This is a genomic window from Stenotrophomonas sp. SORGH_AS_0282, assembly GCF_030818125.1.
Classification (GTDB): domain Bacteria; phylum Pseudomonadota; class Gammaproteobacteria; order Xanthomonadales; family Xanthomonadaceae; genus Stenotrophomonas; species Stenotrophomonas rhizophila_A.
The window spans coordinates 285,823-307,083 of sequence record NZ_JAUTAB010000001.1; the positions used below are offsets into that span (position 1 = coordinate 285,823).

The 21,261-nt window shown below is 65.8% G+C and carries 22 protein-coding genes and 1 pseudogene; 10 read left to right on the plus strand and 13 right to left on the minus strand.

What is annotated here, in order from left to right:
* Positions 1-7: 7 nt before the first annotated feature.
* Positions 8-499, minus strand: coding sequence for a MarR family winged helix-turn-helix transcriptional regulator (locus tag QE395_RS01185; protein ID WP_068854306.1), 492 nt, complete (start codon positions 497-499; stop codon positions 8-10).
* Between the two features lie 129 nt (positions 500-628).
* Between QE395_RS01185 and hppD the strand changes: the two genes are divergently transcribed.
* Together hppD and hmgA are read left to right on the plus strand one after the other, a co-directional pair.
* A complete protein-coding gene (gene hppD / locus QE395_RS01190; protein WP_176472606.1) occupies positions 629-1,744 on the plus strand; it encodes a 4-hydroxyphenylpyruvate dioxygenase in 1,116 nt (371 codons plus the stop codon).
* 23 nt (positions 1,745-1,767) lie between these two features.
* The gene (gene hmgA / locus QE395_RS01195; RefSeq protein WP_095363158.1) at positions 1,768-3,069 is read left to right on the plus strand and encodes a homogentisate 1,2-dioxygenase; all 1,302 of its coding nucleotides are present in this window, start codon (positions 1,768-1,770) and stop codon (positions 3,067-3,069) included.
* Positions 3,070-3,090: 21 nt separating this feature from the next.
* Here hmgA and QE395_RS01200 read toward each other — a convergent pair whose 3' ends face one another.
* Entirely contained in the window at positions 3,091-3,633 is a 543-nt protein-coding gene (locus QE395_RS01200) for a hypothetical protein (RefSeq protein ID WP_095363307.1), read from the minus strand.
* 132 nt (positions 3,634-3,765) lie between these two features.
* On the opposite strand from QE395_RS01200, the gene QE395_RS01205 reads away from it, so the two are divergent.
* Both QE395_RS01205 and QE395_RS01210 read left to right on the plus strand, forming a co-directional pair.
* Positions 3,766-4,389, plus strand: a complete 624-nt coding sequence (locus QE395_RS01205) for a hypothetical protein (protein WP_095363157.1) — start codon at positions 3,766-3,768, stop codon at positions 4,387-4,389.
* Between the two features lie 77 nt (positions 4,390-4,466).
* Positions 4,467-5,417 (plus strand): sodium:calcium antiporter, encoded by a 951-nt coding sequence (locus QE395_RS01210; protein WP_217538307.1) that lies wholly within the window; start codon positions 4,467-4,469, stop codon positions 5,415-5,417.
* Positions 5,418-5,436: 19 nt separating this feature from the next.
* On the opposite strand, the gene QE395_RS01215 is transcribed toward QE395_RS01210, so the two are convergent.
* From QE395_RS01215 to QE395_RS01250, 8 genes are all read right to left on the minus strand, one after another.
* The gene (locus tag QE395_RS01215; RefSeq protein WP_210131225.1) at positions 5,437-5,871 is read right to left on the minus strand and encodes a Na+/H+ antiporter subunit G; all 435 of its coding nucleotides are present in this window, start codon (positions 5,869-5,871) and stop codon (positions 5,437-5,439) included.
* Entirely contained in the window at positions 5,868-6,152 is a 285-nt protein-coding gene (locus QE395_RS01220; protein ID WP_068854300.1) for a K+/H+ antiporter subunit F, read from the minus strand. The genes QE395_RS01215 and QE395_RS01220 overlap by 4 nt, the downstream gene beginning before the upstream one ends.
* The gene (locus QE395_RS01225; RefSeq protein WP_095363155.1) at positions 6,149-6,652 is read right to left on the minus strand and encodes a Na+/H+ antiporter subunit E; all 504 of its coding nucleotides are present in this window, start codon (positions 6,650-6,652) and stop codon (positions 6,149-6,151) included. Before QE395_RS01225 ends, QE395_RS01220 begins: the two co-directional genes overlap by 4 nt.
* A complete protein-coding gene (locus QE395_RS01230) occupies positions 6,649-8,184 on the minus strand; it encodes a monovalent cation/H+ antiporter subunit D (protein WP_068854298.1) in 1,536 nt (511 codons plus the stop codon). The genes QE395_RS01225 and QE395_RS01230 overlap by 4 nt, the downstream gene beginning before the upstream one ends.
* Positions 8,181-8,567 (minus strand): Na+/H+ antiporter subunit C, encoded by a 387-nt coding sequence (locus tag QE395_RS01235; RefSeq protein WP_068854297.1) that lies wholly within the window; start codon positions 8,565-8,567, stop codon positions 8,181-8,183. Before QE395_RS01235 ends, QE395_RS01230 begins: the two co-directional genes overlap by 4 nt.
* Complete coding sequence (locus QE395_RS01240) at positions 8,567-11,395, minus strand: monovalent cation/H+ antiporter subunit A (protein WP_093532757.1); 2,829 nt, start codon at positions 11,393-11,395, stop codon at positions 8,567-8,569. The genes QE395_RS01235 and QE395_RS01240 overlap by 1 nt, the downstream gene beginning before the upstream one ends.
* A gap of 345 nt (positions 11,396-11,740) precedes the next feature.
* Positions 11,741-12,226 (minus strand): Mpo1-like protein, encoded by a 486-nt coding sequence (locus QE395_RS01245; RefSeq protein WP_095363152.1) that lies wholly within the window; start codon positions 12,224-12,226, stop codon positions 11,741-11,743.
* A 183-nt stretch (positions 12,227-12,409) separates the two neighbouring features.
* Positions 12,410-13,336 (minus strand): phosphoribosylaminoimidazolesuccinocarboxamide synthase, encoded by a 927-nt coding sequence (locus tag QE395_RS01250; RefSeq protein WP_176472605.1) that lies wholly within the window; start codon positions 13,334-13,336, stop codon positions 12,410-12,412.
* 143 nt (positions 13,337-13,479) lie between these two features.
* Between QE395_RS01250 and QE395_RS01255 the strand changes: the two genes are divergently transcribed.
* The 5 genes and pseudogenes from QE395_RS01255 (at position 13,480) to yegS (ending at position 16,645) form a co-directional block, all read left to right on the plus strand.
* Positions 13,480-13,809, plus strand: coding sequence for a DnaJ domain-containing protein (locus tag QE395_RS01255; protein WP_095363151.1), 330 nt, complete (start codon positions 13,480-13,482; stop codon positions 13,807-13,809).
* 40 nt (positions 13,810-13,849) lie between these two features.
* Entirely contained in the window at positions 13,850-14,527 is a 678-nt protein-coding gene (rpe, locus tag QE395_RS01260) for a ribulose-phosphate 3-epimerase (protein WP_068854293.1), read from the plus strand.
* A gap of 2 nt (positions 14,528-14,529) precedes the next feature.
* Positions 14,530-15,021: a GNAT family N-acetyltransferase gene (locus QE395_RS01265; RefSeq protein ID WP_095363150.1), complete on the plus strand. Its 492-nt coding sequence runs from the start codon at positions 14,530-14,532 to the stop codon at positions 15,019-15,021.
* 165 nt (positions 15,022-15,186) lie between these two features.
* Positions 15,187-15,588, plus strand: a pseudogene (locus tag QE395_RS01270) (NYN domain-containing protein); the annotation flags it as partial.
* A gap of 130 nt (positions 15,589-15,718) precedes the next feature.
* Positions 15,719-16,645: a lipid kinase YegS gene (gene yegS / locus QE395_RS01275; protein WP_249833248.1), complete on the plus strand. Its 927-nt coding sequence runs from the start codon at positions 15,719-15,721 to the stop codon at positions 16,643-16,645.
* A gap of 46 nt (positions 16,646-16,691) precedes the next feature.
* On the opposite strand, the gene QE395_RS01280 is transcribed toward yegS, so the two are convergent.
* The 3 genes from QE395_RS01280 to QE395_RS01290 all read right to left on the minus strand — a co-directional run bounded on the left by QE395_RS01280 (position 16,692) and on the right by QE395_RS01290 (position 19,035).
* Positions 16,692-17,534, minus strand: coding sequence for an ankyrin repeat domain-containing protein (locus QE395_RS01280; protein WP_249833247.1), 843 nt, complete (start codon positions 17,532-17,534; stop codon positions 16,692-16,694).
* A gap of 72 nt (positions 17,535-17,606) precedes the next feature.
* On the minus strand, positions 17,607-18,512 hold the full coding sequence (locus tag QE395_RS01285; RefSeq protein WP_249833246.1) for an ankyrin repeat domain-containing protein: 906 nt from the start codon (positions 18,510-18,512) through the stop codon (positions 17,607-17,609).
* 28 nt (positions 18,513-18,540) lie between these two features.
* The gene (locus QE395_RS01290) at positions 18,541-19,035 is read right to left on the minus strand and encodes a hypothetical protein (protein WP_306987339.1); all 495 of its coding nucleotides are present in this window, start codon (positions 19,033-19,035) and stop codon (positions 18,541-18,543) included.
* A 36-nt stretch (positions 19,036-19,071) separates the two neighbouring features.
* Between QE395_RS01290 and QE395_RS01295 the strand changes: the two genes are divergently transcribed.
* Positions 19,072-20,973 carry an XVIPCD domain-containing protein gene (locus tag QE395_RS01295; protein ID WP_306987340.1) on the plus strand — a complete coding sequence of 634 codons (1,902 nt, stop codon included), beginning with the start codon at positions 19,072-19,074 and terminating at the stop codon, positions 20,971-20,973.
* Positions 20,974-21,261 lie beyond the last annotated feature (288 nt).

A 21,261-nucleotide genomic window follows, 5' to 3' on the forward strand; every position in this document is an offset into this window, starting at 1 on the left:
GCATCCGTCAGCCTTCATCCATCCGCTGCAGGCCTTCGCCGGCCAGGCGCAGGATCAGCTTCTCCAGCATCTGCTCCTCGTCTTCGCTCAGCACCGACATCAGCTTGCGGGTGATCTCGATCACCAGCGGGGCGATGGTCTCGTAGACCTCGAACCCGGCCGCCGACAGCGCCAGCACCGAACGACGGCGGTCATCACCGTGGGTTTCACGCTTGATGAAGCCGCGTTCGAGCAGTCTGGCCACGGCCCGGCTGACCGCCACCTTGTCCATCGCGGTGCGGTCGGAGACCTCGCTCGCCGATGAGCCCGGGTACAGCGCCAGGATGGTGATCACCCGCCATTCGGGAATCGCCAGGCCGTAACGGTCCCCATACAGCTTGGCAATGTTGCCGCTGACCCGGTTGGACAAAACGCTCAGCCGGTACGGCAGGAACTGCTCCAGGTCGAGCAGGGCGTGCGTGGCACGGATGGTCTGGCTGCTGGGATCGGGTGGGCTCATGCTGCGGTGCACCTTGATGGTGGTTTCATGTGAAACTATAACCTTCTTTCCGGACTCCGCATTCTCGCGGGTCTGCCTTCCGCCCGCACCTGGTTTTTTTCCGGGGGTGGGCCGCTTTGGAGCCACGTCATGAGCAGCCAGCCCGCAACCGCGTCGCACGCCCCCAACCCGGGCATGCAGGTCACCACCTTCGAGAACCCGATGGGCATCGACGGGTTCGAATTCGTTGAATTCGCCGCGCCGGCCGGTCGTGGCGCCGAGCTCCACGAGTACTTCCGCAAGATGGGCTTCACTGCCGTGCTGCGCCACAAGCAGCGCGCCATCACCGTGTACCGCCAGGGCGGAGTGAACTTCCTGGTCAACGAAGAGCCCGATTCGTTCGCCTCGGACTTCGCCGAGAAGCACGGCCCGTGCGCCTGTGGCTTCGCCATCCGCTTCCAGAAGCCGGGCGATGAGGTGTTCCAGATGGCGCTCGGCAACGGTGCCGAAGCGATCGACTTCAAGCCGGACACCAAGGCGGTGCCGGCCCCGGTCATCAAGGGCATCGGCGACTGCATGCTGTACCTGGTGGACCGTTATGGCGCCGCCGGCAGCATGTTCGATACCGACTACGCACCGATCGACGGCGTGGACCAGAACCCGGTCGGTTTCGGCCTGACCTTCATCGACCACCTGACCCACAACCTGTACTTCGGCAACATGCAGCAGTGGTCGGACTACTACGAGCGCCTGTTCAACTTCCGCGAGATCCGCTACTTCGACATCAAGGGCCTCAAGACCGGCCTGGTGTCCAAGGCGATGACCGCACCGGATGGCATCGTGCGCATTCCGCTCAATGAATCGTCCGACCCGAAGAGCCAGATCAACGAATACCTGGACGCCTACAAGGGTGAGGGCATCCAGCACATCGCCTGCTTCACCGAAAACATCTACGACACCGTCGAGGCGATGCGTGCGCAGGGCGTGGCGTTCCTGGATACGCCGGAAACGTATTTCGAGGTCATCGACATGCGCGTGCCCGGCCATGGTGAAGACGTGGCGCGGCTGGCGAAGAACAAGATCCTGATCGATGCGGATCCGGAGACCAAGCAGCGCAAACTGCTGCAGATCTTCACCACCAACTGCATCGGCCCGATCTTCTTCGAGATCATCCAGCGCAAGGGCAATGAAGGGTTTGGCGAAGGCAACTTCACCGCGCTGTTCGAAAGCATCGAGCGCGACCAGATCAAGCGCGGCGTGCTGTAATCCACGAAAACGGACCTCCGACCATGCCCACCTCCCTCGAATCGCGCGGTTACCAGACCGGTTTCGGCAACGAGTTCGCCAGTGAAGCGGTTCCCGGCGCGCTGCCGGTGGGCCGCAACTCGCCGCAGCGGGTGGCGCATGGCCTGTACGCCGAACAGCTGTCGGGCACGGCGTTCACCGCGCCGCGCGGCAGCAACCGGCGCAGCTGGGTGTACCGGATCCGCCCGGCGGTCACGCATGGGGAATTCCAGCCCTATGCGCAGCCGCGCCTGCACGGCGATTTCGCGCAGGGGGCGGTATCGCCCAACCAGCTGCGCTGGGATCCGCTGCCGCTGCCCACCGCGCCGACCGACTTCGTCGACGGCCTGTACACCATGGGCGGCAATGGTTCGCCCGACGCGCATGGCGGCGTCGGCATCCACCTGTATGCCGCCACTGCGGACATGCAGGGGCGCTACTTCTACGACGCCGATGGCGAACTGCTGATCGTGCCGGAACTGGGACGCCTGCGATTGCTGACCGAGCTGGGCGTGATCGAGATCGAACCGCAGCAGATCGCGGTGATCCCTCGCGGGGTGCGCTTCCGCGTGGAACTGCCGGATGGGCAGGCGCGCGGTTACGTCTGCGAAAACTTCGGTGCGCTGCTGAAACTGCCGGACCTCGGCCCGATCGGGTCGAACGGACTGGCCAACCCGCGCGATTTCGAAACGCCGCACGCGGCCTACGAAGACGTCGAAGGCGCCTTCGAGTTGATCGCCAAGTTCCAGGGCCAGCTGTGGCGTGCGGACATCGATCACTCACCGCTGGACGTGGTGGCCTGGCACGGCAACTACGCGCCGTACCGCTATGACCTGCGCCGCTTCAACACCATCGGCTCGATCAGCCACGACCACCCGGACCCGTCGATCTTCCTGGTGCTGCATTCGCCCAGCGATACCCCGGGCACCAGCAATATGGATTTCGCGATCTTCCCGCCGCGCTGGCTGGTGGCCCAGGACACCTTCCGGCCGCCGTGGTTCCATCGCAACATCGCCAGCGAGTTCATGGGGCTGATCCACGGCGCCTACGACGCCAAGGCCGAAGGTTTCGTGCCCGGTGGCGCCTCCCTGCATAACAGCATGAGCGGCCACGGCCCGGATGCTGCCACGTTCGAGAAAGCGTCCGCTGCCGACCTGAGCCGGCCCGACGTGATCAAGGACACCATGGCCTTCATGTTCGAAACGCGTGGCGTGATTCGCCCCACCGCGCAGGCCATGGACGCGGCGCACCGCCAGCGTGGCTACCAGCACTGCTGGCAGGGCCTGAAGAAGAACTTCCAGGCGTAACCACGCACGCGACCGCGGCGATCAGCCGGCGACCGCGCCGGCCTGCTCCAGCTGTGGCAGATGTGTCTCCGGCAGCACCTCGAACAGGCGCTGGCGTACGCGCTCGCAATAGCCTGCGGAGGTCAGCGCGGGCAGCGCGTCGAGGGCACTGCCCAGCGCGGCCACCACCTGCTCGTCGCTGCGCGCCTGCTGCAGGGTGTGCAACAACGCGGCGGCCTGCGGGTGCCGCTGCAGTTCTAGAATGCCCAGCAGGTAGATGCGCGCGGCTACCAGCGAGCGGCGGCGCTCGGTGACGGGCGCAGCACTGGCCGGGGCCGGGCCCGCAGCGGTCGGTGCAACCGGCACCGGCGCTGGCATTGGCTCGGGCGGCGCGGTGGACATCAGATAGCCAGCCTGGATCAGCTGGATCACCATGGCCGATGCTTCCGGGCCGATCATCGCGGTGAGCTGGGACAGGTCGCGCTGGCCATCGCACAGGATCAGCAGGCGCCGCTGGCGCATGTCCAGGGGCGCGCGGTGGGCCTGCAGGGCGTCACGGGCGAGGTCGGTCTTGCGCGGTTGCATGGGCGTGGGGTCGAAGCGGTGCAGGCCGAGCCTGAACGCCACAGGTGTAACTGTGATGACAAGCACGATATGTATGCACGCGCTGCACGTCCCCCACGCTAGCCTGCGAGCCACTGACAGGAGGGCGTGCATATGAAGCAGCTGGCAAGCGTGTTGGCATTCGGTATCGCAATCGCATTGGCGGGCTGCGACCGCCATCCAGAGCCCCCGTCGGCCGACGCCGAAGCAGCGGTGGTGGAGCCGGCCGCAGACGCGACGGCACCTGCGGCACCCGCCACCACGGCCAGTAAACCCGCCGCAGATGCCGCGGCGCAGGGTCCTGCGCGCCTGGATGGGTATGGCCCACTGACCCTGGGTGCCAGCCTGGACGAGGTCCGCACCGCCTGGAAGGAGCCCTTGCAGGGTGACGTTCCCGATGACTATTGCCACGCGCTGCGCCCGCAGGGCAGCCAGGCCGATGACGTGATCCTGATGCTCGAGGGCAAGCGGCTGGTGCGTTACGACGTGCGCAACGACCGCATCGTGGCACCGGGCGGTGGCAAGGTCGGCATGTCGCTGGGCCAGCTGCAGACGCTGTACCCCGATCGCGGCGACCTGACCCCGCACAAGTACGACGAGAAGGGCCACAACCTGCGCGTGCGCCCGGCCGCCGAGGGCGGAGCGATCGTCAACTTCGAGATCAACGGCGACGGCAACGTCACCGCCTGGCGGGTCGGGAAGACCCCGCAGGTGGATTACGTGGAAGGCTGCTCCTGAGCCACGGCACGGGGCCGGGTTGTACGCCGCGCCATGACTGGCCCTAGAATCGGGCCACGCCACCTGGGGATCCACTGATGATCGCTGCCACTGCCTGGTTCCTGTTGGGCCTGCTGCTGCTTGCACTCGGGGGTGACTCCATCGTCAAGGCCGCCTCCGGGCTGGCCCAGCGCTTCGGTGCTTCTCCTTTCGTGGCAGGGTTGCTGCTGGTGACCTTCGGTACCTCCCTGCCCGAGCTGGTGGTCAACGCCCGCGCGTTCGTGGTCGGCGCCGAGGAGCTGGCGCTGGGCAATGCGGTGGGCAGCAACATCGTCAATGTGGGCCTGACCCTGGCGCTGGCGGCACTCGCCGCGCCGCTGCTGGTGCGGGCACGCCTGCTCTCGCCGTTGCTGGTGCTGCTGGCGGTCGCCAGCCTGGCGCTGATCGTATTCGGGTTGGACGGGGTGATCGCGCGCTGGGAAGGCGGCTTGCTGCTGCTCGGCTTCGTTGGGCTGCTGGCCTTCGTGCTGCGGTACGGTCGGCGCGAATCCGAGCCGGTACGCGAAGCGATTGCCGGCTATGCCATGACCCGCACCGGCCTGTTCCTCAATGTGCTGCGGGTGGTGTTCGCCGCCGTGTGCCTCTACTACGGCGCGCGCTGGGTCGTGGGTGCCGCGCCGGTGATGGGCGCCAGCCTGGGCTGGTCGCCGCTGCTGGTGGGCCTGTTGCCGGTAGCCATCGGTACCGCGCTGCCGGAAGTCGCTGCCGCGATCATCGCCGCGCGTCGTGGCCAGGGTGACATGGTGCTGGGCCACGTGATCGGCTCCAGCCTGTTCAACCTGCTGGTCGTGGTCGGCGGCATGGCCGCGCTGCGCCCGCTGGCGCTGCCCGAATCGTTCGTGAAGCTGGAGTTGCCGGCCGCGATCGCCTTCGTGCTGGTGCTGTACCCGATGCTCAAGGGCGACCTGACCATCAGCCGGCGCGAGGGCGGGATCCTGCTGGTGGCGTTCGTGGCGTGGATCGCGCTGGAGCTTGCGCTGATCGGGTAAGGACACGCATGGCGCGCCCCTACGACTCCGGGGGCGCGCCAGGATCCGTGCGCGTGGCGACGCGTTCGTCGTCATCGCGCCCCTCTGTCACGTTGCGCGGCAACGGCGGCGGCAACTGCTCTTCCTTCGCGGTCTCGTGCCCGGGCAGGCTCGGCCGCTTTTCCATCATCAGCGACAGCGCCGCCTTGGCCATCATGTGCGCGCTGATCGGTGCGGTGATGAACAGGAACACGGTGATCAGCAGCTCGCGCGGCTGCGGGTCCTCACCCAGGAAGATGTGGTACAGCACCGAACCGGCCAGCACGCAGCCAACGCCCAAGGTGCTTGCCTTGGTCGGTGCATGCAGGCGCTTGAAGAACGTGGACAGCTTCACCAGTCCCAGCGCGCCGACCAGGATGAAGAAGCAGCCAAACAGCAGCAGCAGCGACAGCGCGACCTGGATGAAGGTGATCATTCGACGATGTCCCGGCGCAGCACGAACTTGCTGAGCACCACGGTGCTGCCAAAGCCCAGCATCGCGATCACCAGCGCCGCTTCGAAATACACCGCCGAATTGAGGTACATGCCGAACAGCATCAGCTCGGCGATGGCGGTCACCGACAGCGTGTCCAGCGCCAGGATGCGGTCGGGCACGGTCGGGCCGCGCAGCAGGCGCCAGGTGGCCAGCAGCATGGCCAGCCCGACCACGTGCATGCACACGGCCATGGTGGTCTGGATGAAGGTGAAACCGGTCATGGGAAAATCTCCATCAGCGGGGCTTCGTAACGGTGCTTGATCTGCCGGATCAGTTCGTCGGGATCGTCCAGGTGCAGCACATGCACCAGCAGGTAGCGGCGATCATCGGACAACGCGGCCGACACCGTACCCGGGGTCAGGGTGATCATGCTGGTGAGCGCGGCGATGCCGTGGATGTTGGCGATGTCCAGCGGCAGCCAGATGAAGCCCGGGTGGATGCGGCGCTCCGGGCCCAGTACCTGCACCGCCACGCGGATGTTGGAGACCAGGATGTCCCACAGCGTCACGCAGATCAGCTTGGGCAACGGTCGCAGCGAGCCGATGCGCGCGAACTCGCGGTCCAGCCGCGCGGCGAACAGCGGCACCACAACGCCCAGCAGCATGCCGAGCAGGATCTGGCCCAGGGTGAAGCTGTCGGACATCAGCACCCAGAAGCCGGTGACCATCACGCTCAGCGAGGTCGAGGGGAACAGGCGGCGAACGAACGGGCGGCGGCTCATGGCTGGCGGATCTCCGGCGTGGTCGCACGCAGTCCGCCCACGTAATCCTGCGGCGTGAGCAGCTGCGTGGCCATGGCGTCGGTGTACTGCATCAACGGGTTGGCGAACACGCTCATGCCGATGCCGTAGCAGAGCAGCAGCGCGGCGGCGAACAGCTCCACGGTGCGGGTGGGCGCCTTGCGCGGCGGGGGTACGCCCTCCTCCAGCACCGGCACCCGCCAGAACAGGCGGATGCCGCCGCGGGTGATGCCCACGATCACCATCAGGCTGCTGCCCAGCACCGCCGCCCAGACCACGCCCGTGTAGGCGGCCGGCATGCCGGCCAGCAGCGCCGCCTTGGCCAGGAAGCCGGACAGCGGCGGCAGGCCGGCCACCGACACCGCGGCGATCAGGAACAGCACCGCCGGGGTTTCCTTGCCGGGCATCGGCGCGATGATTTCCTTGCGGTCACTGGCGCCACCGCGGCGGCGGCGGATCAGGTCGGCGATGAGGAACAGGGCGGCCGCCACGAACGTGCTGTGCGGCAGGTAGTACAACCCGGCCGACAGCACCTGCGGGGTGCGGATCGAGAAGGCGATGAACAGCGTGGCCGCCGATACCACCACCAGATAGGAGATCAGCACGCGCAGGCGCGCGGCGGCAAGCACGCCCAGTCCACCCAGGATCAGCGTGGCCACGCCGGCCCAGAACAGCCACTGGGAGCCATAGCCGGCCATGGCACCTGCGTCTTCGCCGAACCACAGCGAGCTCACCCGCAGCATCGCGTACAGGCCGACCTTGGTCATGATGGCAAACAGCGCCGCCACCGCTGCCGGTGCGCGTGCGTAGGCTTCAGGCAGCCACAGGTACAGTGGCATCAGTGCGGCCTTGCTGCAGAACACCAGCAGCAGCAGGCCGAGCGTTGCCTTCACCAGGGTCAGGTGGGTGGGCGGCACCTCGGCGATGCGCTGGGACAACTCGGCCATGTTGAGCGAGCCCAGGGAGGCATACAGAAGGCCCAGCGCGATCAGGAACAGGGTCGAGGCGGTGACGTTGAACACCACGTAGTGCAGGCCGATGCGCATGCGCAGCCCGCGCCCGCCACTGAGCAGCAGGCCGTAGGAGGCGATCAGCATCACCTCGAAGAACACGAACAGGTTGAAGATGTCGCCGGTGAGGAAGGCACCGTTGAGGCCCACCAGCTGGAACTGGAACAGCGCATGGAAGTGCGGTGCGCGCCGGTCCCAGCCGGAGCAGGCGTGCAGCAGGCACGGGATGGCCAGCAGCAGCGTGGTCAGCAGCATCCAGCTGGACAGGCGGTCGGCCACCAGCGCGATGCCCAGCCGCGAGGGCCAGTCGCCCAGCAGGTACACCGCGATGGTCCCATCGGCGGTCTGCGCGAACAGCAGGGCCACCGACGCCGCAAGCGCGGCCAGCGTGGTCCAGGCCACCGTGCGCTGCACCTTGGGGCCGTAGCGGCGGTGTTCGACGAACAGCGAACAGGCTGCACCGAACAGTGGAATCAGGATGGGCAGGATCACCGCATGGTTCACGGGCCACCCTCCCGGCCGGGCGCGGTATCGGCCAGCTCTGCAGCCTCATCCTCGTGCGCGTCGACGTGGTCGCTGTGGTTGTCGCTGCGGCTGCGCATGGCCAGCACGATGCTCACGGCAGTCATCGCAAAGGCGATGACGATCGCGGTCAGCACCAGTGCCTGCGGCAGCGGATCGGTGTAGTTGCCCAGCGTGCTGTCCACGCCTTCCTTCAGCACCGGCGCCTTCCCGGTCACCAGGCGGCCGCCGGAGAAGATCAGCAGGTTGGTCGCGTAGGACAGGAAGGTCATGCCGAGGATGACGTCGAAGCTGCGCGCGCGCAGCAGCAGGTAGATGCCGATCGCAGCCAGTACGCCGATCGCGCTTGCCAGGGCCAGTTCCATCAGTGGGTCTCCCCGGTACGTGCCGAACGGTTGTTGGGATCGATCTCGCCCTTGCGCGAGTTGCGGGTGCGCGACGGTTTCACCGTGCCCATCATCGACAGGATCAGCATCGCCCCGCCGAACACCACCAGGTACACGCCGGTATCGAAGCCGACCGCGCTGGCCAACGGCACCGTGCCGATCAACGGCAGCTCCAGGTCCAGGTGCCCGCTGGTCAGGAACGGCACCCCGAACAGCATCGAGGCACAGCCGCTGACGATGGCGATGAGCAGGCCCGCGCCGATGCAACGGATGTAATCGAAGCCGAAGCGCGATTCCACCGAGGTGGTGCCCTGGATGACGTACTGGATCAGCAGCGGCACCGCCAGCACCAGGCCGGCGATGAAACCGCCGCCGGGCGCGTTGTGGCCGCGCAGGAACAGGAAGATCGATACCGTCAGCGTCAACGGGAACATCACCTGGGCCAGGTCGGCCGGTACCGGCAGCTTGATCGGCGGGCCCGGCATGATCTGCTCCGGCGCCATCCGCGAACGCCGCAGCATGGCGTGCACCACCAGGGCGGCGATGCCGAACACGGTGATCTCACCGAAAGTATCGAAGCCACGGAAGTCCACCAGGATCACGTTGACCACGTTTTCGCCGTACGCTTCGGGCAGCGCACGCGCCAGCAGTTCGCCGGCCATGGTGTTGGGCGGCAGGGTCATCGCGCTGTAGGCCATGGCGGCCAGGCCGCCACCACCGATCACCGCGATCAATGCGTCCCGGCGCTTGCGCCAGCGCGACTTCTCCGGCGGCGACTGCGCCGGCAAGTAGTTCATGCCCAGCAGCATCAGCACCAGCGTCACCATCTCCACCAGCAGCTGGGTCAACGCCAGGTCCGGCGCGGACAGGAACACGAAGGTCAGCGACACCATCAGGCCCACGCCACCGGCGACCAGCACTGCCAGCAGGCGCTGCCGATAGACGAACAGCGCGCCCAGCGCGCAGGCCATCATCACTGCCCACAGCGCCCAGCCCAGCAACGGAATCGGCTGCGGCGAAGGCCAGTTGGGCGACACCGGATTGGCCACGAACGGGGCGGCGGCCACGATGATCGCCACCACCACCAGCGCCATCAGCATGCGCTGCAGGCTGCCGTTGGCCAGGCCCTGGGTGAGCCGGTGGGCGAAGCCGAACACCAGGTCCAGCTGCTTGTGGAACAGGTTGCGCCCGATGGCATGGCTGACCACCGCATGCAGGTTGATCAGCCGGCGCAGACCGAAGTACAGGGCGATGCCGCCCAGTACACCGGCGATGCTCATCATCAGCGGCATGTTGAAGCCGTGCCAGACCGACAGGCTGTAGGCCGGCATGGCCGGGCCCAGGATCGAGGAGGCTGCCGCGTGCAGGATCGGGGCCACAGTGATCGCCGGGGCTACGCCCACCGCCACGCACAGCACCACCAGGACCTCCACCGGCACCTTCATGAAGCGCGGCGGCTCGTGCGGCACCCGGTCCAGGTCATGCGGGCCTTGGCCGAAGAAGGTGTCATGCACGAAGCGCAGGCTGTAGGCCACGCCCAGCACGCCGGCCAGCAGCGCGGCGATCGACACGGCGATGCGCATGGGTTCCGGTCCCTGCGCGGTGATGGCCTCGGCGAACAGCATTTCCTTGGACAGGAAGCCGTTGAGCAGCGGAATGCCGGCCATGGCCAGCGAGGCGATGATCGCCAGCGCGCTGGTGAACGGCATCAACCGGCGCAGGCCACCCAGCTTGCGCATGTCGCGGGTGCCGGTTTCATGGTCGATGATGCCGGCGGCCATGAACAGCGAGGCTTTGAAGGTGGCGTGGTTGAGGATGTGGAACACGCCGGCCACCACCGCCATCGGCGTGGACAGGCCGAACAGCAGGGTGATCAGGCCCAGGTGCGAGATCGTCGAATAGGCCAGCAGCCCTTTCAGGTCGTGCTGGAAGATCGCGTTCCAGGCGCCGATCAGCAGGGTCAGCGCGCCGATCCCGCTGACCGTATAGAAGAACAGGTCGGTACCGGCCAGCGCCGGGTGCAGCCGGGCCAGCAGGAACACGCCGGCCTTCACCATGGTGGCCGAATGCAGGTAGGCCGACACCGGGGTCGGCGCGGCCATGGCATGCGGCAGCCAGAAGTGGAACGGGAACTGCGCGCTCTTGGTGAAGATGCCCGCCAGCACCAGGAACAGGGCCCACGGGTACAGCGGGCTGGCACGGATCACATCGCCGGCGGCCAGCACCGCGTCCAGTTCAAAACTGCCGACGATGCGGCCGATCAGCAGCACGCCACCGAGCAGGGCCAGGCCGCCGCCGCCGGTCACCACCAGCGCCATCCGCGCGCCCTCGCGGGCATCCTGGCGGTGCGACCAGAAGCCGATCAGCAGGAACGAGCTGATGCTGGTCATTTCCCAGAACACCATCAGCAGCAACAGGTTGCCTGACAGCACCATGCCCAGCATGGCGCCCATGAACAGCAGCAGGTAGCAGTAGAAGCGGTGCGCGTTGTCCTTCGCGCTTAGGTAATAGTGCGCGTACATCACCACCAGCGCGCCGATGGCCAGCACCATGCCGGCGAACATCCAGGCCAGCCCATCCAGCCGCACCGAGAAGGCCAGCCCGATCTGCGGCAGCCAGTCCCCGAAACTGCGCACCACCCCGCCATCAAGGATCGCGGGGGTCATCGTCGCGAGCAGCGCCAGCCCGCCCACGGGGGCGGCCGCGGCCAGCCAGGCGGCCGTGGCACGGGAACTGTGGCGGAACACAATGACCGCCACCGCCAGCAGGAAGGGCAGGGCGAGCAGCAGGAGAAGGCTGGGATTCATGCAGGGAATGCGGGATTCACGAGCAGGCCTTTCAGTCTAACAGGCAGGGATTTGTCGCCGATATACCCGATTACGCCATCAACTGCAGGCAACGTGCGTGATTCATCTTTTTGCTGTCGGCAGGGTGGTCCATTCGGGGTTGTTCAGCGCCGTATGGAAACCTTGCCGGCACTTTGCGCCATGAGTGATCTCGCTACCGTTCAGCCCAGCAACGACAGGGCCTCCGCCCGCGCGCCAACTTCCGCGCAGATGAACGAAACACGCTCCCCGGATCTCGTCCACAGCCATGCTGGACCCGCTGCCGTGCAGCAGGAGTGAGCATCCATTTCGTTCAGGTTGGGCCGGTCAATACGCCAGGTCGAACTTCCGGTACGCCTTGGCCATCACCCAGGCCGGCCCGATCAGCAGATAGGTCAGGTCGGTCAGGAAGCTGGGCTTGCGCCCCTCGAACTTGTGGCCGATGAACTGCGCGACCCAGGCCACCACGAACACGCCCAGCCCCAGCCAGGCCAGGTTGGCCAGCCCGATCTCGGCTTCCAGCAGCCGGCAGGTGCAGCCGCATACAAAGAAGAAGGCGAGCATGCCCAGGCCCAACCGGCGCGACAGGCGGTTATAGAAGCACCACGCGGTAAACATCGCCAGGCCGGCCCAGACCCCGTACTGGAACCAGGTGATCAGCGGCGGCAGGCACCAGAGCAGGGCAATGACCGACCACAGGATTGCCGGCACCGCCACCACATGGATGCGCTGGTTCAGCGTATTGCGGTGGTCGTCTGAATAGCTGGCGAAATAGCGGTCGATGGGCCGCACAAGCTGGGTCGTCGTGGACATTGAGCCTCCGGAGTAACCACAGAATACTCCCGACAGCGGACGGGTAGGGCGGGGCGGGTAGAGCGGAGCGGGTAGAGCGGACTGTTAGTCCGCTGCTCCACCGCAGCCGACTAACAGTCGGCTCTACCGCCGCAGCCGACTAACAGTCGGCTCTACCGCCCAAGCCGGACTCTACCGGCGGCATCAATCCACCGAGATACCTGCCAGGCGCTGCAGCGCCTCGGCGTACTTGGCGCGGGTGCGTTCGATGATGTCCGCCGGGATGCTCGGGCCCGGGGCGGTCTTGCCCCAGTCCAGCGTCTCCAGGTAATCGCGGACGAACTGCTTGTCGTAGCTCGGCGGGCTGGTGCCCACTTCGTACTCGTCGGCCGGCCAGTAGCGCGAGGAATCCGGGGTCAGCATCTCGTCCATGATGTACAGGCGGCCATCGGCATCGGTACCGAACTCGAACTTGGTGTCGGCCAGGATGATGCCGTGCTCGCGGGCGTAATCGGCGGCGAACTTGTAGATGCGCAGGGTGGCATCGCGCACGCGCTCGGCCAGGTCCGCGCCGACCGCCTTCACCATCGCATCGAAATCGATGTTCTCGTCATGGTCGCCCACGGCGGCCTTGGTCGAGGGGGTGAAGATCGGCTCGGGCAGCTGCTCGGCCTGGCGCAGGCCATCGGGCAGCTCGATGCCGCTGACCTTGCCGGTGCGCTGGTAGTCCTTCCAGCCGCTGCCGATGAGGTAGCCGCGGGCGATGGCTTCCACCGGTACGGGCTTGAGCTTGCGGGTCACGACCGCGCGCTTGGCGTACAGCGCCGCGTCCACGCCCTCGGGCAGCACGCTGGCCACGTCGATGCCGGTGAGGTGGTTGGGCATCAGGTGCGCGGTCTTGGCGAACCAGAAGTTGGAGACCTGGCAGAGCATTTCGCCCTTGCCGGGAATCGGATCGGGAAGCACCACGTCGAAGGCCGACAGACGGTCGGTCGCGACCATCAGCAGGTAGTCCCCCGGCGGAGTGCCGGCGGGCAGCCGTTCGCGCGGAATGTCGAAAACATCACGCACCTTGCCGCGATGGCGCAAGGGCAGGCCGGGGAGATCGGATTGCAACAACGTGGTCGGCACGGGCACTCCTGGGGCTTCGTCGAGACGGCTGTCCAGGGCACCCGGAGGGCCCGCAGGGACAGCGGGCGGCCTAGTGTAAAGCGGGTTGGGGCCGCTGTGACGTAAAATGAGGTTCCTTTGTTGCCCCGGCCGCCCCGACGACCATGCGCTGGTACGGAAAACTGCTTGGATTCATCGCCGGCGCCCTGCTTTTCAGGCCCAATCCGCTGTTTGGTGCCGTGGTCGGCCTGCTGATCGGCCATGCCTTCGATGCCGACTGGTTCCGGCTGAACAGGGAGAACCCGTACCGGGAGCTGGGGCTGACCTCCGAGGCCACCGATGCCGAGATCGACCTGGCCTACCGGCGGCTGATGTCCCAGTACCACCCCGACAAGGTCGTCGGCGCCGCCCCCGAGCTGCGCCAGCAGGCCGAGCGCAAGTCGCGCCAGCTCAATGCCGCCTACGACCGCATCAAGACCCTGCGCAAGCGCTGAGCGCGCGCGGCCCCCTCTCTACGTCCTGAAGGCCCCGGCCATGTCCAACTGCATCATTGCCCCCTCCATCCTGTCCGCCAACTTCGCCCGCCTCGGCGAAGAGGTGGACAACGTGCTCGCCGCCGGTGCCGACTGGGTGCATTTCGACGTGATGGACAACCATTACGTGCCGAACCTGACCATCGGCCCGATGGTCTGCCAGGCGCTGCGCAAGCATGGCGTGACCGCCCCGATCGACGTGCACCTGATGGTGGAACCGGTGGACCGCATCATTCCGGACTTCGCCGAGGCCGGCGCGACCTATATCAGCTTCCACCCCGAGGCCAGCCGCCACGTGCACCGCACCATCCAGCTGATCCGCTCGCTGGGCTGCAAGCCGGGCCTGGTGCTCAACCCGGGCACCCCGGTGGACATCCTGGACTGGGTGCTGGACGACCTGGACCTCGTGCTGCTGATGTCGGTCAACCCCGGTTTCGGCGGCCAGGCCTTCATTCCCTCTGCGCTGGACAAGCTGCGCGTGGTGCGCCAGAAGATCGATGCGAGCGGCCGCGATGTGCGCCTGGAGATCGACGGCGGGGTGAAGGCCGACAACATCGGCGCGATTGCCGCGGCCGGCGCCGACGCCTTCGTGGCTGGCTCGGCCATCTTCAACGCGCCGATCAGCTACAAGGACGTGATTGACCAGATGCGCCACAACGTAGCCAAGGCACGGGGCTGAGCATGGGGGCGCCGGCGCTGCAGATCCGCGAGGCCACCGCTGCCGATGCCGCGCTGATCCTGCGCTTCATCCGCGAGCTGGCGATCTACGAAAAGGCCGAATCGTCGGTGCAGACCGACGAGGCGGGCATCGTCGCCAGCCTGTTCGGCGAGGGCGCCAAGGCGCGCGCGCTGATCTGTGAAGCCGGTGGCGAGGCGATCGGCTACGCGGTGTATTTCTACAACTACTCCACCTGGCTGGGCCGCAACGGCGTTTACCTGGAAGACCTGTACGTGAGTCCGGCGCAGCGCGGCAGTGGCGCCGGCAAGGCGCTGCTCAAGCACATCGCCCGCATCGCAGTGGCCGAAGGCTGCGGCCGCTTCGAGTGGTCGGTGCTGGACTGGAACGAACCGGCGATCCGGTTCTATGAGGCGGCCGGCGCCAAGCCGCAGAGCGAGTGGACGGTGTACCGCCTCGAGGGCGAAGCCCTGAAGGCATTCGCCGGCGGAGATTGAACGCATATGCGGGGAAGGCCATCATCGGGGCTATCAATGTTCGAGCTGTAGCCGATAGGCAGAAATGCCTTGCCACGCAGATGTTCCCGTAACAGAATCGATCCATCCAGCCCTCCAAGTACGCCCCCCTACTGATCGCGGGACGGCCGAAACGGGGGCTTTTTTCTGCGACTCGGCCACTTGACCGACTTCAATGCGTGGTCTGCCAGTCCGGGCGTACTTGATGATCTTCTGAAGGGGCGTCGTCGTTTTGCCGATCTTGCGGCTGAAGATGTCCATCCAGTGATAAGGCAGAAGGGGGTCGACATGCGAATAGGCATCGACATCTCTTCCCTCGCCCTGAAGCGGCAGGTTCGGCAGATCGTTCTGATGGCCGGTGACGCTGATTTCGTACCCGCGGCGAAGTTGGCGGGGCGCGAAGGCGTCGACTTCGTACTGGACCCCATGTGGTCCGCCATTCCGCAAGGCCTGGTCGAGCATATAGATGGGATGCGCTCGGTCTGCCCCCGGCCCCAAAAAAAAGACCGCACCCTTGCGAATGCGGCCCTGGGAATAGCGGGAGGCTGATCCTGCCTCCATCCATCGTCCCTGCTATGGACTTCCATTCTCCGGGCGATCAGTGACCGTTTGATGACGTTCACTGCCCCTGAGCCACCGGGCTGATAGCCTGCGCCTCCCCCTCCCATGGAAGTGCGGTATGCGTGGTCCTCGCTGGCGTCTGATCCTCAATGGCAAGTCCACGGGCAACGTCGAGCTGCGCGAGGCGGTGCATGCGCTTCGCGAGCAGGGGGTGACGATCGAGGCCCGGGTCACCTGGGAAGACGGCGACGCCGAGCGTTACGTGGCCGAAGCCATCGAGCACGGCGTGGATACCATCATCGCCGCCGGTGGCGACGGCACCCTGAGCGAAGTGGCCGAAACCCTGGCCCACCGCGATGAGGCGGCGGACGCGCTGCCGACCTTGGGCCTGGTCCCGCTGGGTACCGCCAATGATTTCGCGACCGCCGCCGGCATTCCCGAGGAACCGATCCAGGCGCTGCACATGATCCTGGCCCAGCCGGCGTGCCCGCTGGACCTGCTGCGCATCGACGCCGATGGTGACCTGTGGTGGTGCGCCAACGTGGCCAGTGGCGGCTTCGGCACCGAAGTGACGGTGGAGACCGACGAGGGCCTGAAGAAGGTGCTCGGCGGGCTGGCCTACCTGGTGACGGGCATCTCCCGGCTGGGCCGGATCGAACCGATCCAGGCCCGGCTGCGCACCCCGGATTTCAGCTGGGAGGGCGGCTTCATCGCACTGGGCATCGGCAACGGCCGCCAGGCCGGCGGTGGCCAGGTGCTGTGCCCCGAAGCGCTGGTCAATGACGGCCTGCTCGATCTCACCGTGATTCCGGAGCTGAGTGGCGAAGTCGCCTCGACGCTGGGCGCATTGATCCGTGGCGGCAAGCAGGGCGCGCTCGAGCAGGTGGCCGAGCGCACCCGCGCGCCGTGGGTGGAAATAGACGCCGACGAGCCGATGACCCTCAACCTGGACGGCGAACCGGTTCGCGCGCGCCGCTTCCGCATCGACTGCGTGGCAGCACGCGTGCGCATGCACCTCCCGCTCGACAGCGCGCTCCTGCAGTAGGCTGTTGCCGCACCGCTCGCGGTAGAGCCGGCCCCTTCCGGGCTGCTCAGAGCAGCGGAATATCCTCTTCCCTGGTCGGGAAGCCAAACGCCTCCCGCTTCTTGCGAATGTGCTCAGGCATCGGCGGACGCGGGATGTTGCGCGCGATCAGCCATTGCTGACATTTCTTCTGCCACGGCAGAAGATCTGGCGTGGTGATTTCCCAATAGATTGCGTCGACCATTCGCATAGGCGGCGCTTCTCCGGAGCCGGTCAGAATCTTGGTCTTTATGGTTGGGTCTGCGCCGTGCTCCAGAAGCCAGTAGGCGGAGTTGAAGCCCCCCCGTCCGGTGTACAGGCTCAAGATGGTATCTGCGGATCCAAGATTGGCCTGGTTTACGTCAGCGCCATTCTCGACCAGTAGCTGCACGTTCTTCCACTGGTTTCCGCTAAGAAACGCCTGGTACATCAGCGTTTCGTTGTTGGAGTTGCGTGTGTTGGGATCTCCGCCATGTTTCAGAAGGAGCTCGAGGAATCGGGGGTCCTCCATCTTGGCGGCGTAGACCATCGCGTTATTGAAGCCAAGCCTGCGCCCATCAATCTCCTTGAACATCCGCGCATTGGGGTCGGCGCCATTCTCCAGCAACGCGCGCAGCCCCTCCAGGCTTTGTGCACGCAATGGCCAGGCAATCAGAGGAATGCCGTCGCGCCGGGCAAAGGTTTTGTCGGGATCGACCCCTTCATCCTTGATCAAGCGGCGGACGGCTTCCGTGTCACCCGTCTCGGTTGCGACGGCGAGCTGCAACGCCTTGCCGTTGAAATAGTCGTCAGCGCCATACGAAGACGATGCCGCGCAGCCACTGACCAGAAGCAAAGCCAGAAGCGCCATTACAGCAAGTGCAATTTTCACGGAAACGGTCGACAGAGGGTGTGGAAGTAGTCTCAACTCTGGTGCTCGGAAGGATCAGGATGGCCAAAATCTTCAGAGAAGAGGGACGTCCTCTTCTTTGGTTGGGAACCCAAAGGCTTCGCGCTTCTTGCGGATGTGCTCAGGCATCGGTGGACGCGGGATGCCTCGTGCGACCAGCCAATGCTGACACTTCTTCTGCCACGGAAGCAGATCGGGTGTTGTGATTTCCCAGTAGATGTCTTCGACCATCTTCTGCCTGGCGGTGCCATCCGATCTACTGGCCGACTGGTTCGAAATCGTGGGGTCCGCGCCATGCTCAAGCAGCCAGTAGGCAGAATCGAATCCCCCTCGTCTTGTGTACCAGCTCAGAACCGTGTCATCGCCCATGCTCAGGCTGGATTCGTTGATGTTCGCGCCGTTCTCAATCAGCGTCTGGATGTTCTTCCACTGGTTCCCACTAAGGAATGCCTGAAGCAGGAGGGTCTCATTGTTGATGTTGCGTGTGTTCGGGTCGCCGCCATGTTTGAGCAGAAGCTCAAGGTAGCTTGGATCGTCCATTTTGGCTGCGTAGACCATGGCATTGTTGAAGTGAATCATCTCTCCATTCATGTGCTTGGACTCACGCACATTAGGATCAGCGCCCGCCTCAAGTAGCGCCCTTAGCCCCGGCAGGCTGCGGGCGCGTAGTGGCCACGCAATCAGTGGTATGCCATCGCGGCGAGCGAATATCTTGTCGGGATCGACTCCTTCTTCCTTGACCAAGCGCTCAATGGTTTCAGAGTCACCTCTTTCAGAAGCCACCGCGAGCTTCAGTGCTTTTCCGTCGAAATAGTCGTCGGCCCCTTGTGCAGAAGAGCTGGAGCAGCCGGTAGCCAGTGAGAGTGTGACCCATGCCGCAATTACGAGCGTTTTTGTCATCAAGGTGTGAAGACTTGGGCGCATGATCGTCCTGATGTGAAAACGCTGGTTGGGTGACATTAGCAAACTCTTCTGCTATTCGATAAGCCTAGCGGACCAGTGCCGCGTCCTTCACTGAGCAATAGAGCTTGCCATGAGTGGTGCGGATATCGAGGCGCGTGCGCGTGCCATCCAGGAACAGAATCAGCTGGTCCAACAGCTGCGGGACAGCGGCAATCGCAAGGAAGCAGATCGCCTTCAGGAAACCTATCATTCCCGTGAGATGTCTGTGCTGGCCGCTGACGTCTATCTTTCCGTCAAGGAAGACGGGCATGCCCCTGCTGGCTGGCAACGAGCCAGTAGCAATCCGGCGGCATTGCGTGCTGCGGGACTGAACATTCCTGACACCGATCTCAAGGAGCTGTTGCAGCCGAAGGGCTCGGGCTTCCGCGCGGAAATCTACGTTCCAGACAAGAGCGTCTTTGGCGAGAGTGCGAAACCGGTCATTGTTTACAAGGGATCCACCGGAGAAATCTTGGATCCGTCGGCTCCAGGGGGGAGGCGAGAATCTGGAGGGGAAGATTTCCTCAACAATGGCCAGCAAGGTATTGGCATGCGCAGCGATTACTATGATCGTGCCATGCAGCTTGCCTCTGTCGTCAACCAGGAGTTACCGGGCGGCTTCGAAATCGCCGGCCACTCCCTCGGCGGCGGCATGGCCTCCGCCGCCTCCGCCGTCACCGGTGCCCGCGCTACTACCTTCAATGCGGCCGGTCTGCACCCGGATACGCCGGCGCGCTATGCCAAAGACAACGGCCTGCCCACCTTCAACCCGCAGCAGACCGTACACACCTACCAGACCAGCGGTGAGGTGCTCAACGATGTGCAGAACGGGATGCAGCGCCTCAACGAACAACAGCGACACGCCTACGGGCTGCTGGCCAACGAAGCCAGCATGCTGATGCGCGAGCCGCTGATGCAGGCCAAGGTGGCCGAGAAGATGCGCGAGATGCTGCCGCCCGGTGCGCAGACCGCAGCCGCGCAATTCGTCGAACAGTTGGCCACCAAACCGGGCTACGAGGCCCTTCGCGATATCCCGGTCGCGGCGGGGCGCATGGAATTGGTGCTCGATCCCAAGACCCGCGATGCGCAGGAGCGGCTGGTGGATCGCGCGCGTACCGATGCCCCCAGCCAGGTAGCCGAGCTGGCCGGACCGTTGTCCAAGGTGCTGCACTCGGCCGCGCATGGCATGCACAACGGCCGGGTAGTGGGCGAAGTGGTGGAGAAGGGCGGGGCAACCGCCGCCCACGTCCTTGACCGCACCGGCGACGCCGTGGAGCAGGTCGCCCGCGTGCAGGGCATGGTGGTGGGCAAGGTAGTCGACATGGGCTCGACCACGCTGCAGGTGAGCGCCAAAGCCACCACCACCGTGTACGCCCAGGGCCGCGAACTGACCGGGATGATCGAGTCCACGGCGCATCGCGTGGAATCGCGCGCGCAGTCCGGCATTCTGTCGGTGGCCTCATGGGGCGCCGGCAAGCTGGGGTTCGACAACGTCGCCAGGGATCTCGACAGCCGCGCCGATGCTGTACACGCCGCCGGCCAGGCGCGCGCCACTGCCGCAACTCGCGATGCCCGGGAGGACGCCGATGCGGCCCGCGCCGCCGGCCAGCGCACCGCCGAGAGCATCGACCGTGACGGCCAATGGGTGGCCGGTAAGCTTCAGAATGGGTATGCCACGGCCGGCGCCTATGTCGACCAGGGCTATGACTTTGCGGCGCACCACATCAAGAACACCACGGCGCAGGCGCCGGCGGTGTTTGCCTCGGTTGGCGGGGCAGTGGCGGGCCTTCGCGGCGCGGCCGCTACCTACGTACCCACGGCGCTGACGCCGCAGAACATCGGCAACATCATCGAGACCAAGCGCCTGGTCGAAAACATCGGCCCGGCATTTGGCGAGGCTGTGCAGCGCCACGGGATGAAGGAAACGGTCATTCCCAGCCTGGACGCCGAGCTCATCAAGCAGGAAGCGCAGGCCCGCGTGCTGCTGGAACAACACGAACGCATCCAGCACCCGGCGGAAAAGCACGCCGCCGTCGCCCCCGAGCCCTCCACGCTGGTGGTCGGCATCAATGATCCCGGCCACAGGCAGTACCACATGTTCCAGGGTGCCCAGTCAGGCGTGCACGGCATTGATGCCGCCCACAACCGCGTGCCCGACCTGCAGAGCGACCAGCTGGCCGGTGCGTTGGCGGCGAAGGCCACGCAGGAAGGCCTTGAACGCATCGAGCGGGTCGTGCTCAGCGAGGACCGCACCCGCGTGTTCGCGGTAGATACCCAGGACCTCACCTCCGTGCACCGCCACCTGGCCCAGGTGGACGTGGTGGCTGGCCGGCAGCAGCCGCTCAGCGTGAGCACCGAGCAGGTGGCCGAGGTCAACCGCCAGCAGGAACGTGCCGCTGCTGCCCCGGTGCTGGTGGCTGACCTGGGCGCCGAACAGCAGCGCGAGCAGGAGCAGCAGGCCGCGCGGCGGATGGGATGAGGCGGGACGGGTGGGTGCTGGAACCGGCGGCGGCCGCTGGAACGGCGGGACCGGCGGGAACGCCTGAACGGCTGAAGCGACTGGAACGGCTGAAACGACTGGAACGGCTGGAACGGCTGGAACGAGGGTAGCGCCGACTGTTAGTCGGCTGCTTGACCGGGCAGCCGACTAACAGTCGGCGCTACCTCCGCCACCTCCGCCTGAGGCCTTTGTCCATCCGGCCGCGCCACGGCCCGGGTTCCATCCGGTGCCGCCAATGCGGTACAGTCCCCGGGTGTCCATTCTGAC

Excerpts from the sequence above, each read along its gene's own strand:
- QE395_RS01235 (WP_068854297.1), bottom strand. The coding sequence starts at position 8,567 with ATGGAACTGGCCCTGGCAAGCGCGATCGGCGTACTGGCTGCGATCGGC.
- QE395_RS01240 (WP_093532757.1), bottom strand. The coding sequence starts at position 11,395 with ATGAATCCCAGCCTTCTCCTGCTGCTCGCCCTGCCCTTCCTGCTGGCG.
- QE395_RS01185 (WP_068854306.1), bottom strand. The coding sequence starts at position 499 with ATGAGCCCACCCGATCCCAGCAGCCAGACCATCCGTGCCACGCACGCC.
- QE395_RS01265 (WP_095363150.1), top strand. The coding sequence starts at position 14,530 with ATGGGGGCGCCGGCGCTGCAGATCCGCGAGGCCACCGCTGCCGATGCC.
- yegS (WP_249833248.1), top strand. The coding sequence starts at position 15,719 with ATGCGTGGTCCTCGCTGGCGTCTGATCCTCAATGGCAAGTCCACGGGC.
- hmgA (WP_095363158.1), top strand. The coding sequence starts at position 1,768 with ATGCCCACCTCCCTCGAATCGCGCGGTTACCAGACCGGTTTCGGCAAC.
- QE395_RS01285 (WP_249833246.1), bottom strand. The coding sequence starts at position 18,512 with ATGTCACCCAACCAGCGTTTTCACATCAGGACGATCATGCGCCCAAGT.
- QE395_RS01215 (WP_210131225.1), bottom strand. The coding sequence starts at position 5,871 with ATGATCACCTTCATCCAGGTCGCGCTGTCGCTGCTGCTGCTGTTTGGC.
- QE395_RS01295 (WP_306987340.1), top strand. The coding sequence starts at position 19,072 with ATGCAGCTTGCCTCTGTCGTCAACCAGGAGTTACCGGGCGGCTTCGAA.
- rpe (WP_068854293.1), top strand. The coding sequence starts at position 13,850 with ATGTCCAACTGCATCATTGCCCCCTCCATCCTGTCCGCCAACTTCGCC.
- QE395_RS01245 (WP_095363152.1), bottom strand. The coding sequence starts at position 12,226 with ATGTCCACGACGACCCAGCTTGTGCGGCCCATCGACCGCTATTTCGCC.
- QE395_RS01225 (WP_095363155.1), bottom strand. The coding sequence starts at position 6,652 with ATGAGCCGCCGCCCGTTCGTTCGCCGCCTGTTCCCCTCGACCTCGCTG.
- QE395_RS01200 (WP_095363307.1), bottom strand. The coding sequence starts at position 3,633 with ATGCAACCGCGCAAGACCGACCTCGCCCGTGACGCCCTGCAGGCCCAC.
- hppD (WP_176472606.1), top strand. The coding sequence starts at position 629 with ATGAGCAGCCAGCCCGCAACCGCGTCGCACGCCCCCAACCCGGGCATG.
- QE395_RS01205 (WP_095363157.1), top strand. The coding sequence starts at position 3,766 with ATGAAGCAGCTGGCAAGCGTGTTGGCATTCGGTATCGCAATCGCATTG.
- QE395_RS01210 (WP_217538307.1), top strand. The coding sequence starts at position 4,467 with ATGATCGCTGCCACTGCCTGGTTCCTGTTGGGCCTGCTGCTGCTTGCA.
- QE395_RS01220 (WP_068854300.1), bottom strand. The coding sequence starts at position 6,152 with ATGACCGGTTTCACCTTCATCCAGACCACCATGGCCGTGTGCATGCAC.
- QE395_RS01255 (WP_095363151.1), top strand. The coding sequence starts at position 13,480 with ATGCGCTGGTACGGAAAACTGCTTGGATTCATCGCCGGCGCCCTGCTT.